The sequence below is a fragment of the Rhizobium leguminosarum bv. trifolii WSM2297 genome, assembly GCF_000271845.1.
On the sequence record NZ_JH719395.1, the window covers coordinates 2,555,436 to 2,570,854 of the forward strand.

18 protein-coding genes and 1 pseudogene are annotated in these 15,419 nt (G+C 61.1%); 12 read left to right on the forward strand and 7 right to left on the reverse strand.

Annotated features, from left to right (window positions below):
• The first annotated feature begins 2 nt into the window (after nucleotides 1-2).
• On the forward strand, nucleotides 3-374 hold the full coding sequence (locus RLEG4DRAFT_RS27725) for a DUF423 domain-containing protein (RefSeq protein WP_003581781.1): 372 nt from the start codon (nucleotides 3-5) through the stop codon (nucleotides 372-374).
• Nucleotides 375-704: 330 nt separating this feature from the next.
• Here RLEG4DRAFT_RS27725 and RLEG4DRAFT_RS27730 read toward each other — a convergent pair whose 3' ends face one another.
• The 5 genes and pseudogenes from RLEG4DRAFT_RS27730 to RLEG4DRAFT_RS27750 all read right to left on the reverse strand — a co-directional run bounded on the left by RLEG4DRAFT_RS27730 (nucleotide 705) and on the right by RLEG4DRAFT_RS27750 (nucleotide 3,626).
• Entirely contained in the window at nucleotides 705-1,019 is a 315-nt protein-coding gene (locus RLEG4DRAFT_RS27730) for an antibiotic biosynthesis monooxygenase family protein (protein WP_037094874.1), read from the reverse strand.
• A gap of 18 nt (nucleotides 1,020-1,037) precedes the next feature.
• Nucleotides 1,038-1,298 (reverse strand): annotated as a pseudogene (locus tag RLEG4DRAFT_RS27735) (hypothetical protein); the annotation flags it as partial.
• Complete coding sequence (locus tag RLEG4DRAFT_RS27740) at nucleotides 1,295-1,702, reverse strand: DUF2325 domain-containing protein (protein ID WP_003581783.1); 408 nt, start codon at nucleotides 1,700-1,702, stop codon at nucleotides 1,295-1,297. The pseudogene RLEG4DRAFT_RS27735 and the gene RLEG4DRAFT_RS27740, both read right to left, overlap by 4 nt.
• Nucleotides 1,703-1,811: 109 nt before the next feature.
• The gene (locus tag RLEG4DRAFT_RS27745; protein ID WP_003581784.1) at nucleotides 1,812-3,146 is read right to left on the reverse strand and encodes a TonB C-terminal domain-containing protein; all 1,335 of its coding nucleotides are present in this window, start codon (nucleotides 3,144-3,146) and stop codon (nucleotides 1,812-1,814) included.
• Between the two features lie 57 nt (nucleotides 3,147-3,203).
• Nucleotides 3,204-3,626 (reverse strand): hypothetical protein, encoded by a 423-nt coding sequence (locus RLEG4DRAFT_RS27750; RefSeq protein WP_003581785.1) that lies wholly within the window; start codon nucleotides 3,624-3,626, stop codon nucleotides 3,204-3,206.
• Nucleotides 3,627-3,803: 177 nt separating this feature from the next.
• Here RLEG4DRAFT_RS27750 and hemP point away from each other — a divergent pair, with 177 nt between their 5' ends.
• The 7 genes from hemP to RLEG4DRAFT_RS27785 all read left to right on the forward strand — a co-directional run bounded on the left by hemP (nucleotide 3,804) and on the right by RLEG4DRAFT_RS27785 (nucleotide 8,819).
• Nucleotides 3,804-3,986 (forward strand): hemin uptake protein HemP, encoded by a 183-nt coding sequence (hemP, locus tag RLEG4DRAFT_RS27755; RefSeq protein ID WP_037094281.1) that lies wholly within the window; start codon nucleotides 3,804-3,806, stop codon nucleotides 3,984-3,986.
• 8 nt (nucleotides 3,987-3,994) lie between these two features.
• Nucleotides 3,995-5,044, forward strand: a complete 1,050-nt coding sequence (locus RLEG4DRAFT_RS27760; RefSeq protein WP_003581788.1) for a hemin-degrading factor — start codon at nucleotides 3,995-3,997, stop codon at nucleotides 5,042-5,044.
• An 11-nt stretch (nucleotides 5,045-5,055) separates the two neighbouring features.
• Nucleotides 5,056-5,985 (forward strand): heme/hemin ABC transporter substrate-binding protein, encoded by a 930-nt coding sequence (locus tag RLEG4DRAFT_RS27765; RefSeq protein WP_003581790.1) that lies wholly within the window; start codon nucleotides 5,056-5,058, stop codon nucleotides 5,983-5,985.
• A gap of 2 nt (nucleotides 5,986-5,987) precedes the next feature.
• On the forward strand, nucleotides 5,988-7,100 hold the full coding sequence (locus tag RLEG4DRAFT_RS27770; protein ID WP_037094285.1) for a FecCD family ABC transporter permease: 1,113 nt from the start codon (nucleotides 5,988-5,990) through the stop codon (nucleotides 7,098-7,100).
• A gap of 23 nt (nucleotides 7,101-7,123) precedes the next feature.
• Nucleotides 7,124-7,918, forward strand: a complete 795-nt coding sequence (locus RLEG4DRAFT_RS27775; RefSeq protein ID WP_003581792.1) for a heme ABC transporter ATP-binding protein — start codon at nucleotides 7,124-7,126, stop codon at nucleotides 7,916-7,918.
• Between the two features lie 148 nt (nucleotides 7,919-8,066).
• Complete coding sequence (locus RLEG4DRAFT_RS27780) at nucleotides 8,067-8,411, forward strand: DUF883 family protein (RefSeq protein WP_003581793.1); 345 nt, start codon at nucleotides 8,067-8,069, stop codon at nucleotides 8,409-8,411.
• 9 nt (nucleotides 8,412-8,420) lie between these two features.
• Nucleotides 8,421-8,819: a hypothetical protein gene (locus RLEG4DRAFT_RS27785; RefSeq protein WP_003581794.1), complete on the forward strand. Its 399-nt coding sequence runs from the start codon at nucleotides 8,421-8,423 to the stop codon at nucleotides 8,817-8,819.
• Nucleotides 8,820-9,030: 211 nt separating this feature from the next.
• Here RLEG4DRAFT_RS27785 and RLEG4DRAFT_RS27790 read toward each other — a convergent pair whose 3' ends face one another.
• Together RLEG4DRAFT_RS27790 and RLEG4DRAFT_RS27795 are read right to left on the reverse strand one after the other, a co-directional pair.
• Nucleotides 9,031-9,588, reverse strand: a complete 558-nt coding sequence (locus RLEG4DRAFT_RS27790) for an RNA polymerase sigma factor (RefSeq protein ID WP_003565924.1) — start codon at nucleotides 9,586-9,588, stop codon at nucleotides 9,031-9,033.
• Nucleotides 9,589-9,598: 10 nt separating this feature from the next.
• On the reverse strand, nucleotides 9,599-9,805 hold the full coding sequence (locus RLEG4DRAFT_RS27795) for a NepR family anti-sigma factor (protein ID WP_037094880.1): 207 nt from the start codon (nucleotides 9,803-9,805) through the stop codon (nucleotides 9,599-9,601).
• A gap of 254 nt (nucleotides 9,806-10,059) precedes the next feature.
• Here RLEG4DRAFT_RS27795 and RLEG4DRAFT_RS27800 point away from each other — a divergent pair, with 254 nt between their 5' ends.
• From RLEG4DRAFT_RS27800 to preA, 4 genes are all read left to right on the forward strand, one after another.
• Nucleotides 10,060-10,854: a response regulator gene (locus RLEG4DRAFT_RS27800; protein WP_003581798.1), complete on the forward strand. Its 795-nt coding sequence runs from the start codon at nucleotides 10,060-10,062 to the stop codon at nucleotides 10,852-10,854.
• Between the two features lie 192 nt (nucleotides 10,855-11,046).
• Nucleotides 11,047-12,042 carry a sensor histidine kinase gene (locus RLEG4DRAFT_RS27805; protein WP_171898274.1) on the forward strand — a complete coding sequence of 332 codons (996 nt, stop codon included), beginning with the start codon at nucleotides 11,047-11,049 and terminating at the stop codon, nucleotides 12,040-12,042.
• A gap of 410 nt (nucleotides 12,043-12,452) precedes the next feature.
• Nucleotides 12,453-13,814: an NAD(P)-dependent oxidoreductase gene (locus tag RLEG4DRAFT_RS27810; RefSeq protein ID WP_003581801.1), complete on the forward strand. Its 1,362-nt coding sequence runs from the start codon at nucleotides 12,453-12,455 to the stop codon at nucleotides 13,812-13,814.
• Between the two features lie 15 nt (nucleotides 13,815-13,829).
• Entirely contained in the window at nucleotides 13,830-15,143 is a 1,314-nt protein-coding gene (preA, locus tag RLEG4DRAFT_RS27815) for an NAD-dependent dihydropyrimidine dehydrogenase subunit PreA (protein WP_003581803.1), read from the forward strand.
• Nucleotides 15,144-15,419 lie beyond the last annotated feature (276 nt).

Here is a 15,419-nt window from a genome sequence, read left to right on the forward strand (position 1 = left end):
TCATGAGCTTGAACGCCCGTCTGGAACCGGTGCTCTATCTGTTTGCCGGCCTGTTTGGCGTAGCCGGCGTGGCGCTGGCCGCTCTTGCCGCCCATGGCGGCGGCGAGGCCAATCTTGCGGCATCCGCATCCGCCATGTGTCTCGCGCACGCCCCTGCCTTGCTGGCATTGGCTCTCGGCGCCACCAGGCTCAGAACCGCCTGGCTGGCCGGTTTCCTGATGATTGTCGGAACACTGCTCTTTGCGGGTGATCTCGTTTCACTGCGTTTTGCCGGTTCCGGCCTCTTCCCCTATGCCGCCCCGACCGGCGGCTGGGCGATGATGCTCGGCTGGCTGGCCGTTGCGGCAGGTGCGGTGTTTCGGATCAAGGTTTGAGAGAGCTTCAACTTACATGGCAAGCTCACGGCCAATTCTCGCCGGCTGACGGGTAGCTACGCTCCGATATATCTTGCGCCGGCTGAGGAGTGACGCAGGGCGTTGCGGCAGGTCTCTTCTCCCTAGCGGGGAGAAGGTGCCGGCAGGCGGTTGAGGGGGGGGAGCGGCAAAGCCGCGAATGCGCTGAGCGCAAGCGAAGTGCAATGAAGGGCGTGCCGTGTGGCCCCCTCATCCGACCCTTCGGGCCACCTTCTCCCCGCTGGGGAGAAGAGGGACCCTCACGCACGCTCAACACTGACAGAAGCACCGCGAAAACCGCGTCAACCGCGATTAAATGCCATCGACCACGTTAAAACCTTCGAAAACCGGCGGCCCCTTGTACATGGCCTTGCGGTCACCGGCATTGCGGTGCGCGGCGCGAAAGCTTTCGGACTTCGTCCAGTTCTGGAAATCCGCCTCGCTTTTCCACACCGTGTGCGAGGAATAGAGCGTATATCCCTCCTCTTCGTCGACCTTGCCGCGCAGCAGGCGGAATTCGACGAAACCGGGCACCTCAGCCAGGCTGGAATCGCGATTGCGCCAGACCGTCTCGAAATCGCCTTCGCTGCCGGTTGCAACCTTGAAGCGGTTCATTGCGATATACATGGCTTCTCCTACGCTTTCCTTCCCCGCCCTTACGTTCCGCGAGGGAAAGACGAGAATATTATCGCCGTTTGCCGCCGCCGGGCCAAGCGGTCTCGTTGCGGCTTCTCCGGGCATGCGCGCTTCCCAGGTCGGGAACAGCGTCACATTCTGGTAGATCTGCTGGCGTTCGGCATGCTGCTGGAAAACTTCGTAGAGCTCGGGCACGAGGCCCTCGCCGGTCTGCGCGGCGAGCTTGTGCAGACCGATCAGAGTAAAGCCGTCGGGACGCTGGTCGTTCATCGGGAAGTGTCTCGTTCGTTCATCGTGTGCAGCGCACGTTCCAGGCTGGACTTGCTGCCGTTGCGCAGCGGGATGAAGGCCTTGCTGAACTTCTTGCAGCCGGTCTTCACCCGCAGGCAGGCATCGTGGCTGATACAGTCGATCGGGCAGAACACGCAATCAACCGAGGGAAGCAACGTATCGATGCGGGAAACCGCCTCGCGCAGGCCGCCGTCATGGTGGATGAGCTCGGCGCCGAAATTGCTGGCGATCTGGCGAAGATGCGCCACCTGGCAGTCACGGCCGCCGACATAAAGGAAACTGCGGCCATCCAGTTTGGATCGCCCCGAGGATGCCTGGCTGGCCTCCTCACCCGCATTGTCGCGGACCTCCCGGTTCGATCCCTTCTTGCCCTTGCGAGCCATATACCACCCGTTCGCTCATTGATCGTCACGCGCTTCCTGCGTGTGCGGGTGGACCTTATTAAACTTGATTTTTATAGTAAAGTATAAAGTTGATTATTTTTATCATATTTTACCGAGCCGTGACTTGCACCGGAAAACTGTACGAGCGTGAGGATCCGGTCCAGTCATCCGGCATGGCGGGCAGATTGCAGGAAGCGATCCGCGACAAAACGGCACCATCGACCTCGGCCAAGCCCGAACCTCGCACAAGGCCCGACGCGGTGATATCTCCGTTGCGGTTGATCGTGATACGAACGTTCAAGGATGCAGAATCGCGACGATATCGCGATTCAATCCGGTCAATGCAGCGGAACAGTCGCGAGACGACCTTGCCTTTGTAATTGGCTTCGGATGCACCGCCCGATCCACTCCTTCCGCCCGACGTGCGTGAATTATTGTCGGAGTTGGCGTTTGCCTGCCCGTCCGCAGCACCCCTGCGTGACTCCTGTTTGGCATCGCCTTCTGAACCCTGCGCCTTCTTCGGGGGCTGTTTTCTTTCCACCAACTTCTTTTCCGCGAGCTTTTCCAGCTTCGGTTTCGGCTGCGGCGTAGCGATTTCAGTCGGCAGTTCCGGTTCAGGCGAAATCGCGGCTGCCTCGACAGGCTTGATATCTTCCGGCTCGGATTGCATCGCGGTTGCGACCGGTAATTCGGTGGATGTTATCGGCGTCGGGGATTGCTCCGGCACCACAGCCGACGTTGGCTGCGCAACTGAAGTTTCCGCAGGGGTTTCCGATACAAGCACATCCGGTTCCGCAGTCGTTACCGTCTCCGCTGACTGGCGCGTAACTTCCTGCATAGGCTGAACGGCCTCGACCGGCTCTGCATCGGTCGGCTGGACAGTTTCCGGTCGGACGGCCTCCGGCTGCATTTCCGCTGTTTCCACGGGTTTGACCGTGTCGGGTTCGACCGCTTCCGGAATAATTTCTTGCTGGATGGTCACCTCGGTCTCACCGGCAGCGCTTTGATCGGCGTCAGAACTTCCGAGCATGACGACGCTGATGGCTTCACCCGCCTCCATCAGCATTTCATCTGAAGGCTTGGGCATGACCAGGAGCAGTGTGACGGCTAGTGCAGTATGAAAGAAAAGCGAACCGACACACGTCAGTGCCACCCGCCACCGCACCGGCTTCTGCTCGTCTTTCTGCCTCTCCACCGCCGCATCCATCGGCGGCGCGGGAGCGGGGGCAGCCGGTTCGACTTCGGGATGGTCGGGAAAAGACGGTATCTGCGAAAATCGCGTGTAGTGGATCACCGCTTCGCCGGCTGGCTGCCGCTGCGCGTTGCGCAGTTCGGGAAGCTCGTGGCCAGGGTGCATGCCGGGCGTGTTGTCGTTCAGGCTGCCGTCGGTGTCCACCTCCCCGATGAGCACCTGTCTCGATCTGGACTTCGCTGAAATCGCCATTGGTTACGCCTCGGACAGCCTGAAACATGTCCGCCGGGGATCATCCCCGGCGTTATCTTAGCCCTCGAAGGGAACCGAAATCTGTGAACGGGTGACGAGACCCTTCATGCATTCGCCGGCAGCCGGTCCGTCGCAGACCGGCGTATCGTTGATGAGGATGCGCGTCACGCTCTCGCATTTGACATTCGGCATATCGAACTGGCGCACGCGCTTCTTGCCCTGCGGCAGATCGCGGAAGTCGAGCACGGTGATACGGTCGACGGCATTCTTGTCGTTGAAGAAGGCAAGCTCGAAGGAGATCTTGTTGATCGGCGCCTGAAGATTGTTCTCGGCAACGAAGGTCATCATGCAGCCCTTTTGCGATGGCGCCAGAGCATTGAGTTCGACATCCAGCTTGGCGCTTGCCGCATCCTGTGCCTGGCATACGCTTGAAACCGCCATCACTATGCCGGCCGCAACAGCCGCAAACCTAACCGTCATAACCTTCTCCGCTATGTCGCGAACCGCCGTCAGGCAGCCTCAAATCAGCAATCTCAAAAACTTGACTGCATTAGTATCCTATTGCGTCTTTAAAAAACTATGAGTAAGAAAGTCAAGTTAATTGTCACCACAAACGGGGACCTACCGATCCCCGGCTTCACGGAATTGCCAACCGAAATGATGGTTGAGAAGCCAGATATTTTTAAGCATGCGCCGGTGCTCAGCGAGCCGGCGGCGCAACACCGGATCGTCGACAGCGCGGACCTTTTCCGCGGCACCAACGAGATCATGATCAGACACGACGGCTTGGTCTATCGCCTGAAGATCACCCGTCAGGGCAAGCTCATTCTCAATAAGTAGGGTAAGACATGACCGAGCAGACACGACCGGCGCCAGCCGAAATCCGCGCGTTTCGCGCCGAAAATCCGAAGATGCGCGAGCGCGAGATCGCCGCGCAGCTGAAGATCTCAGAGGCGGCTCTCGTCGCCGCCGAAACCGGCATCAGCGTAACCCGCATCGATGGCAGCGCGGCGAAACTTCTCGAACGCGTGGCCGGCCTCGGCGAAGTCATGGCGCTGTCGCGCAACGAAAGTGCCGTGCACGAGAAGATCGGGGTCTTCGAAAACATCAAGACCGGCGTGCAGGCTGCGATCGTGCTCGGCGAGAATATCGAACTGCGCATCTTCCCGAGCCGCTGGGAACATGGCTTCGCCGTATCCAAGAAGGATGGCGACCAGCTGCGCCTCAGCCTGCAATATTTCGACAAGGCTGGCACCGCCGTCCACAAGGTGCATCTGCGCCCGACTTCGAATGTCGAGGCCTATCACGCAATCGTCGCCGAATTGAAGCTGGAAGACCAGTCGCAGGACTTCGTCGAGGTTAAGACCTCGGATGCCGTCGATGAAACCGCCGACGTCAGCCGCGATGAGCTGCGCCACAATTGGAGCAAACTCACCGATACCCACGAGTTCTTCGGCATGCTGAAGCGCCTGAAGATCGGCCGTCAGGCGGCCGTGCGCAGCGTCGGCGACGATTATGCCTGGAAGCTCGACAACACCGCGACCGCTGAGATGATGTACGCCTCGGTGAAGTCGGGCCTGCCGATCATGTGCTTCGTCGCCAATAACGGCATCGTCCAGATCCATTCCGGCCCGATCTTCAACGTGCAGTCGATGGGCCCGTGGATCAATATCATGGACCCGACCTTCCACCTGCATCTGCGCCAGGATCACATCGCCGAGACCTGGGCCGTGCGCAAGCCGACCAAGGACGGCCATGTCACCTCGCTCGAGGCTTACAATGCCGAAGGCGAGATGATCATCCAGTTCTTCGGCAAGCGGCAGGAAGGCTCCGACGAACGCGGCGAATGGCGCGAGATCATCGAAAATCTGCCCCGCGCAGCAAACGTGGCCGCATAAGGATCATAGCGATGACGATGCGTAACAATCTGCGCCGGATCCGCCCCTGGGAACTGGCCCTGCCGGTGGCCGTCATGGCGCTGCCGCTGATCCCCACAGCGCCGACGGTCAAAGGCTTCGCCTTCGTCCGCGCCGCCCACGCCGAGGAAAGGAAGCTCGACACGTCGCGCCTGGTTTCGGTCGGCGGTGATATCACCGAGATCGTCTATGCGCTCGGCGAGGAAAACCGGCTGATCGCCCGCGACACGACAAGTCTGTATCCTGAGGTGGCGCTGAAATTGCCCAATGTCGGTTACATGCGCGCGCTTTCGCCGGAAGGCATCCTTGCCATGAACCCGACAGCGATCATCGCGGTCGAAGGTTCCGGGCCGCCGGAGGCGCTGACCGTGCTGAAGAATGCCAGCGTGCCCTTCGAGACCGTGCCGAACGCCTTTACCCGCGACGGCATCGTCGCCAAGATCGACCGGGTCGGCGCGTTGCTCGGCGTGCCCGACAAGGCGAAGGCGCTTGAAGAAAAGGTCGCCGCCGATCTCGACGCGGCGATCGCCGATGCCGAAAAGCGCCCGGAGGCCGAGCGCAAGCGCGTTCTCTTCATCCTCAGCGCCCAGAACGGCCGGATCATGGCATCGGGCACCGGCACGGCGGCCGATGGCATCGTCAAGCTCGCCGGCGCCATCAACGCCGTCGGCGTATTCCCCGGCTACAAGCCGCTGACCGACGAGGCGATCATCGAAGCCAAACCCGATATCATCCTGATGATGAACCGCGGCGATGGCGCCGGCACCAAGAACGAGGACCTGCTGGCCCAGCCGGCGATCGCGCTGACGCCGGCCGGTGAGAACAAAGCGATCATCCGCATGGATGGCGTCTACCTGCTCGGCTTCGGCCCGCGTACCGCCGCTGCCGCGCGTGAACTCAACACGGCGATCTACGGGGGCTGATCATGGCCTTGCCGCAAGCCATGCCGGAGCGAAGGCGACTATTTCCGATGGCAGATATTCGCGCAAACCGGCAGGCGGGCGACAGGACGCGGCTGGCCTTGCTGGCGATCGGCCTGCTTATCGTGGGGTCGGTCTTCTCGATGCTGTTTTCGGTGACGACTGGCGCCTCCGATGCCTCGGTCCTCGACGTCATCCGCAACATGGCTGGCTCCGAGATGGCGCTCAGCACGCGTGACCGGATCATCATCTTCGATATCCGCCTTCCCAGGGCGATCCTCGGCTTCCTGATCGGCGCCTCGCTGGCGGTCTCCGGCACGGTGATGCAGGGCCTGTTCCGCAATCCGCTGGCCGATCCCGGCCTCGTCGGCGTCTCCTCCGGCGCAAGTTTTGGCGCGGTTGCCATGATCGTGCTCGGCGGCGGCCTCGCAGCTCCGCTGTCGGCGCTTTTCGGCATCTACGCTCTGCCCGCCGCCGCCTTTGGTGGCGGCCTCGTCACCACGCTGCTGCTCTACAGGATCGCCACCCGCCACGGCCAGACCTCGGTGGCGACGATGCTGCTTGCCGGCATCGCGCTCGGCGCGCTTGCGCTCGCTTTGACCGGGCTGTTGATCTACATGGCCAACGACCAGCAACTGCGCGATCTCACCTTCTGGAGCATGGGCTCGCTTGCCGGCGCCACATGGACGAAGATCGCCGCCGCCGGCCCGATCATTCTGTTGTCTTTCATCGCCCTGCCCTTCATGGCCCGCGCCCTCAATGCCATCACCCTCGGCGAAGCCGCCGCCTTTCATATGGGGGTGCCGGTACAGCGCCTGAAGAATGTCGCGATTATCGGCGTCGCCGCGGCGACCGGCGCTTCCGTCGCCGTCAGCGGCGGCATTGGCTTCGTCGGCATCGTCGTGCCGCATATCCTGCGCATGGCAATCGGCCCGGACCACCGTTTCCTGCTGCCGGCCGCGGCGCTGCTGGGCGGCTCGCTACTGATCTTCGCGGATGTTCTGGCCCGCACCCTGGTCGCCCCGGCCGAGCTGCCGATCGGCATCATCACCGCAGCGGTCGGCGGGCCGTTCTTCCTGTGGATCCTGCTCAAGCAGCGTTCGCGCCTTGCCCTTTGAGTGACATTGCGAGTGATGCTCAGATGATCGAAGTTTCCGGCCTCTCCGTGCGCCTTTCCGGCAAGGCCATCATCAACGACATCGCCTTTACGGCGAAAGCCGGAGAACTGACGGCGATCGCTGGGCCGAACGGCTCCGGCAAGACGACGACGATGAAGGCAATATCAGGCGAACTTGCCTATGACGGCTCGGTGCGCATCGGTGGCGACGAAGTGAAAGGGCTAAAACCCTGGCAGCTTGCCGCTATTCGTGGCGTGCTGCCGCAGGCAAGCACCATTGCCTTTCCATTCACCGTGCGCGAAATCGTCCGCATGGGCCTGACATCTGGCCTCAACCCCAATCCCGACAAGGCCGAGCAGACGGCAGCCGCAGCCCTTGCTTCCGTCGACCTGACCGGCTTCGAAGGCCGTTTCTATCAGGAGCTCTCCGGCGGCGAGCAGCAGCGCGTTCAGCTTGCCCGCGTGCTCTGCCAAATCGCCGAGCCTGTCGTCGACGGCAGGCCGTGCTGGCTGCTGCTCGACGAGCCGGTCTCGAGCCTCGACATCAGCCACCAGCTGACGATCATGACGCTTGCCCGCAATTTCTGCCAACGCGGCGGCGGCGTTATCGCCGTCATGCACGACCTCAACCTCACCGCACTCTTTGCCGACCGCATCGTGCTGATGAAATCCGGCCGGCTCGCCGCCGCCGGCAGCATCGGTGACGTGCTGACCGACGAAACGATGCTGTCGGTGTTCGGCTGCGCGCTCAGGATCAACCAGGTGCCGGCCGACGGCACGCCCTTCGTACTCGCCCACAGTGCTCTCTCCTTGAGCTAACCGCCGCCCGGCGGAACTTTTGATCGTCCGGCACGTTTTTCGGCAGTGATCTGGGTCAATGCCGGGCGAGATATTTCATGCAACGGACGGTGGTGACCACAGTGCGAATTAGGCGGGCTTGCGCGCGCCCCAGCCAATGGAGACAGCCATGAGCTATTCTATCTTCCAGTCCGGCCGCAGCCGCCGCAACGGCACCTTCCACAATCTGGAATCCGGCATCGAGGAGCAGATCGAGGCGTTGCGCGACGAACTCGCGGAACTGACGCGCATCGTCGGCAAGAGTTCACGTCACCAGGGCGAGAAAATCCGCAGCCAGGCCGGCGCCGGTTATGAGGAATTGCTCGGCCGCAGCGAGGATCTGCTACGCGAATTGCAGCGCGGCTACGAGTTCGGCACGACGGAAATGCGCGACACCGTGCGCAAACATCCGCTGGCAACCATCGGCGCCGCAGCCGTTTTCGGCCTCGCCATCGCCTTCCTCGCCCGCCGCTGAGGAAGCGCGATGCTCTCGATCCTCAGCCTCGTAACGGGCGCAAGCGTGCACCGAACCATTGCACGCGCCAAGCGCAATAGCATCTTCATCGCGCTCGCAGCGCTTTTTCTCCTTACAGCCTACGCGCTGGCTGTGACCGCCGGCGCCATCTGGCTCGCTCGCATCTACGGCGCGTTCGGCGCCGTTCTCTTCCTCGCCGCCTGCGCGCTGCTGATCGCCATCATCGCGCTGATGGTGATGGCGGTCATGAATGCCCGGGAAAAGCGTCGCGCCCGCGAGCGCCGCGTGGCGCTGGAATCCTTCGCAGCGGTCGGCCTCGGCCTGATCCGCTCTCAGCCGCTGCTGACCGCCGGCGTACTGGCGGCCATCGTCGCCGCCAATCTGGTGGGGTCGAAGCGGGAGGATTGACAAGGCCATAGGCCTCCTCATGCTTGCCACGGAATGAGGAACTATAGGTTCGGACTTGGGCGCACTGGGTTCCTGTGACGAGCACAGGAATCGGGGTGGAGAGGTAGTGACCTACGGCAATCTCCCATGGAGATGCTCGTTCCCTCAACTCCGAAAACGTAGAAAGCCGGCGCCCCAACAGGCCGCCGGCTTCCTCGCAATCATAAATTTCTCAGAACGCAAACGCCTTCGACGTCAGCGGCGCCGAGGTGGCGTCGGGGCCGAAATCGGCCTCGCCTGATATCTGCAGCAATTCCTGCAGCCGCTGGCGGGCGCGGTTGACGCGGCTTTTGATGGTGCCGACGGCGCAGCCGCAGATTTCGGCCGCCTCCTCGTAGGAAAAACCCGAGGCGCCGACGAGGATGATCGCTTCGCGCTGGTCCGGCGGCAGCTGGTCGAGCGCTTTCTTGAAGTCCTGCAGATCCAGCGCACCGTATTGCGAGGGGTGCATAGCCATCGACTCCGTGAACAGCCCGTCGCTGTCCTGGATTTCGCGGCCGCTCTTGCGCATCTGGCTATAGAGCTCATTGCGCAGGATCGTGAAGAGCCAGGCTTTCATATTTGTGCCCATCTCGAAATGATCCTGTTTGGCCCAGGCCTTCATTATGGTGTCCTGAACGAGATCATCGGCACGATCGTGCCGGCCGATCAGTGAAATTGCAAAGGCGCGGAGACTTGGGAGGGCCGCCAGCAGTTCCCGCTTGAAGCTGGGTTGCGCTTTATCTTCCATGCGCACGATCCTATTCGGCCATCTTGGCAGAAGCCATCAGTTCGGCATGGTCGAGCTTTTCGAGAAGATCGAGAAAACGATCGGGGATCGCCTCCTCCTGCGCGGAGGCATAGAGCGACCGCAGCCTGACGCCGATCTGATTGTTCGGGTCCAGGATATCGCTTGCCCGCAGCTCCAGCTTGCGCTGATCAGCCGCTTCTTTCTTGCGTGTCGTCATCAAATCGTCTTCTCGCCGGTTGTCTGTTGGGGCGTGCATAGGATTGATTGCGATTTCAACCATGGACAGCGACTCTTCGAGTGTCGGTGTCGCCGGCATTTTCTGATGCTTGGGTCAAAACGCTACGCCCTTTCTTCGTCGGCTGGGATAATGCGGCGCGACAAAAAAAGTTCCTGCCGTTTCGGAACTTTTTTATCAAGGTGACGTTTACCGATCATTGAAGCCAATGACCGGCCTGCATACGGGAGCCCTTAATGACACTTTCCACTCGAATCGCGCCGCACCTTCCCTATCTGCGCCGCTATTCCCGCGCCCTTACCGGCACTCAGACCTCGGGCGACGCTTATGTCGCCGCTGTTCTCGAAGCCATCATCGCCGATCTGACCATTTTCCCGGATACGGCGAATGACCGGGTGGCACTCTACAAACTGTTTACACAATTGTTTGGTTCCACCGCCGTCCAGATTCCGGAACCGACTTCGCCTTATGCATGGGAACAGCGCGCCACCCTGAACCTTTCGAAGGTTTCGCCGGGCGCCAGACAGGCCTTCCTGCTTGCCTCCGTAGAGAATTTCCGTGTCGCCGAGATCGGCGAAATCCTGGAACTCGACGAACAGGACGTCATGCGTCTGCTCGACATGGCCTCGCAGGAGATTTCCCGTCAGGTCGCAACCGATATCATGATCATCGAGGACGAACCGCTGATCGCCATGGATATCGAGCAAATGGTCGAAAGCCTCGGTCATCGCGTCACCGGCATTGCCCGCACCCATGCCGAGGCCGTGGCGCTCTACAACAAGACCAAGCCGAGCATGGTGCTGGCCGACATCCAGTTGGCTGACGGCAGCTCCGGCATCGACGCCGTCAACGACATTCTCAAGACGTCGAGCGTGCCGGTGATCTTCATTACCGCTTTCCCGGAAAGGCTTCTGACCGGCGAACGTCCGGAACCGACTTTCCTCGTTACCAAGCCGTTCAATCCAGACATGGTCAAGGCATTGATCAGCCAAGCTCTTTTCTTCAACGAATCGACCAGAGTGGCCGCCTGAGACTCAATTTTCCGGCCTTCGGAACCAAATCGCCAAAACAGGCGTTCCGGTGCTACCGGGACGCTCCGCTGGCTTTAACGGTTTTTGCAGCGCTTTGTTCTAGAGTTGACGGGCGGCGTCCGTAAGGATGCTTCCTTCAGCGACGTTCAAGATGTCACAAGGAAAGGCGGCCGAGTGAATACGACTGAACCATTGTCCGGCATGCCTTTTACCTTCGAGGGCAAAGCCGCAATGATGGAACGCGCGCTCGGCAGCGCCGGGATTTCAATCCTCTGCCAGGACGCCCGGCTGTCAATCTTCTATGCCGAAAATCTGCCGCCGCATTTCGCAGCGCTCTTCACGCCGGGCGACGGCGATGCCGTCCTGTTCGGCGACACGCATGGCCGGTATCTGACGGCGCTGAAACACAAAGTGCTGGAAACCGGAATCCCCAACAATGCCGAGGTCGAGATCGACGTCGACGGCGAAATGCGCACCTATGAGCTGAAGATCCAGCGCACCGGCAAACGCGGCACTCATGGACTTCTGTCGGTCATGGCAGAAGTCACCGAAAGCCGGCATCGTGAAAAAGTGCTGAAGTCGCTGTTGCGCGAACTTTCGCACCGCTCCAAGAATCTTCTCGCCATCATCCAGGGCATCGCCACGCAGACGGCGCGCAACACGCTCTCTCTCGACAGTTTCCTGCTCAAATTCCGCGGGCGGCTGCAATCGCTCTCCAACTCGCAGGATCTGATCACGGATTCGAGCTGGCGCGGCGCCTATCTCTTCGACCTTGCCGAAAAGCAATTCGCTCCCTACTGGCCGGAAACGGCCGGCTCCATGCCGATTTACGGCATCAACGCCCATCTGACGCCGAATGCCGCCGTGCATCTCGGGCTCGCCCTCCACGAACTCATCGTCAACTCCGCCTCCTATGGCGCGATCTCCGGTGGAGCCGCCTCGATCACCTTGAACTGCCGCGACGCCATGATCGGCGACAGGAAGGCGATCGAAGTCACCTGGGCAGAGTTGCTGCAGAACCAGACAGAAGTCCACGAATTCAGCGACAACAGCTTCGGCCGCACCGTGCTCGAGCGTGTCGTGCCCTCATCCGTCAACGGCAAGGCGGACCTGAACCTCGTTCCCGGCCGCATTGAATATCGTCTGACTATTCCGGAAACCGAATTCGAAATCTTCAAGCGGGTGTGAAAGCTGGAAACCAGACGGCCGAACGGAAAAACAGCCGGTGCGAGGGCGGCGCACCGGCTGTCTTCACTCACCGGGAGGGGACCGTGAGTACGTCCGGATAGTGGGTTGGGGGCGCGCATGTTGGGTCGATGCGATCACCATCCGGATATCGCAATAACGACGACATCAAACATTGGTTCCCCGCCAAACGAAAAAAATATCGACTTTTTTCAATTTTTTTTTGGATGCGCTTCTCCGGCCGCACGCCCGATCATTTCACCGGCAAACGCCTCTATCAATTACCCCGACAAAACAGTTACTTACATGAATACGCTCAGCGTAAGGCCATCAAAATTTTACCGTTTGATAAATTTTTAAACCTGAGTTACCTTTTTCCTCACAGGCCGTTTACCAATAATGAGGGAACTTCAATGGAACGACTGGAAACTGGGATTCATCCCGGCCGGCTTTCGTCCGCCGAGTATGAGGCTAATTTTTCCGATCTGCATCCGCGCCTCGACAATCACGAGGCGCTGGTCGCCGCCGACCGCTGTTATTTCTGCTACGATGCGCCGTGCATGACGGCCTGTCCCACCTCGATCGATATTCCGCTGTTCATCCGCCAGATTTCGACCGGCAATCCGATTGGCTCGGCCAAGACGATCTTCGACCAGAACATCCTTGGCGGCATGTGCGCCCGCGTCTGTCCCACCGAAGAGCTCTGCGAACAGGCCTGTGTGCGCAACACGGCAGAAGAGCGCCCAGTGGAGATCGGCCGCCTGCAGCGTTATGCGACCGATGCCGCCATGCAGGCCGGCAGGCAGTTCTACGCCAGGGCCGAAGCATCAGGAAAGACAATCGCCGTCGTCGGCGCAGGCCCGGCCGGTCTTGCCGCCGCCCATCGCCTGGCCGTGAAGGGCCATTCCGTCACCATTTATGATGCCAGGGAAAAATCCGGCGGCCTCAACGAATACGGCATCGCCACCTATAAGACGGTCGATGATTTCGCCCAGAAGGAAGTCGATTACATCATGTCGATTGGCGGCATCGAGGTTCGCCACGGCGCTCTTCTCGGCCGGGATTTTTCGCTTGCCGACCTGCAAGCGCAGTATGACGCCGTCTTTCTCGGCATCGGCCTTGCCGGCGTCAACGCGCTGCGCATCGACGGCGAGAACCTCGCCGGCGTCGACGACGCCGTCGATTTCATCGCGGCACTGCGCCAAGCCGAAGACAAGAGCAACATCGCTATCGGCCGCCGCGTCGTCGTCCTTGGCGGCGGCATGACGGCGATCGACGCTGCCGTCCAGGCCAAGCTGCTCGGCGCCGAGGAGGTGACGATCTGTTACCGCCGCGGCAAGGAGCACATGAACGCCTCGGAATATGAGCAGGATCTCGCAAGCTCCAAGGGCGTCATCATCCGCCATTGGCTGACGCCGAAATCGATCCTGTCGCAGGACGGCAAGGTTGCCGCAATCGAGGTGGAATACACCAAGATCCTCGAAGGCCGCCTCATCGGCACCGGCGAGACCGGTGTGATCGCCGCCGATCAGATCTTCAAGGCGATCGGCCAGAGCTTTGACGCTGCGGGCCTCGGTTCGCTACGCATGGAATCCGGCCGTATCGCCGTCGATGCCGACGGCCACACCTCGCTCGATGGCGTCTGGGCCGGCGGCGACTGCGTCTTCGGCGGCGACGATCTCACGGTTTCCGCCGTCGCTCATGGCCGCGACGCGGCTGAATCCATCCATCGCACCCTCACCGCAGCCGCCGCTCCGGCTGTCGCGGTTGCTTGAAGGGGAGAATGAACAATGGCTGATCTCCGCAATAATTTCGTCGGCATCAAATCCCCGAACCCGTTCTGGCTGGCGTCGGCGCCGCCGACCGACAAGGCCTATAACGTCGAGCGCGCCTTCAAGGCCGGCTGGGGCGGTGTGGTCTGGAAGACGCTCGGCGAGGAAGGCCCGCCCGTCGTCAACGTCAACGGCCCGCGTTACGGCGCGATCTTTGGCGCCGATCGACGCCTGCTGGGCCTCAACAATATCGAACTGATTACCGATCGCGACCTCTACACCAATCTTCGCGAAATGAAGCAGGTGAAGATGAACTGGCCGGACCGGGCGCTGATCGCCTCGATCATGGTGCCCTGCGAGGAGGAGGCCTGGAAGGCGATCCTTCCTCTTGTCGAAGAGACCGGCGCCGACGGCATCGAGCTCAACTTCGGCTGTCCGCACGGCATGTCGGAGCGCGGCATGGGCTCGGCTGTCGGCCAGGTGCCGGAATATATCGAAATGGTCGTGCGCTGGTGCAAGCAATACACCCGCATGCCCGTCATCACCAAGCTGACGCCGAATATCACCGATGTCCGCCGTCCCGCCCGCGCCGCCAAGGCCGGCGGCACCGATGCCGTCTCGCTGATCAACACGATCAATTCGATCGTCTCCGTCGATCTCGACAACTTCGCCCCCAACCCGACAGTCGGCGGCAAGGGCAGCCATGGCGGTTATTGTGGCCCAGCGGTCAAGCCGATCGCGCTCAACATGGTGGCCGAGATCGCCCGTGATCCCGAAACCTACGGCCTGCCGATCTCCGGCATCGGCGGCATCACCACCTGGCGGGACGCCGCGGAATTCCTCGTTCTCGGCGCCGGCAACGTCCAGGTCTGCACGGCGGCGATGACCTACGGCTTCAAGATCGTGCAGGAGATGATCACCGGCCTCTCCGATTGGATGGACGAGAAGGGCCATCGCAGCCTCGAAGACATCACCGGCCACGCCGTGCCCAATGTCACCGACTGGCAGTATCTGAACCTCAACTATATCGCCAAGGCGAAGATCGACCAGGACGCCTGCATCAAATGCGGCCGCTGCCATATCGCCTGCGAGGACACCTCGCACCAGGCGATTACGAACGTCGTCAACGGCCTGCGTCATTTCGAGGTCATTGAAGAGGAATGCGTCGGCTGCAATCTCTGCGTCAATGTCTGCCCGGTCGAGAACTGCATCACCCTGGAGCAGCTCCCCGCCGGCACCCTCGACAAGCGCACCGGCCGCGTCGTCGACCCGAACTACGCCAACTGGACGACGCACCCGAACAACCCGATGGCCCGTCAGGCGGCGGAGTAATCGGTTTGCAACGCCGCGGAGAAGATCGCTCCGCGGCGTTGCGCTGAGCCGGCAATGGATTTATGCCGACCATGCTGCACGATGGCAGCGTGTCACGAAGAGGAGGCAGCCATGGCTCGCAAACACCTCACCGACTTCAGCTTTTGAGGTCACGTCGAAACGACGTAAATCCTTCCCGTCGGAAGCCCGGGTCAAAACCGGTTCGCAATTCGTCCATGGCGACGTCGAACTGATCGAAAAACTCGGCCGCAACGATCCCTGCCCCTGCGGTTCCAG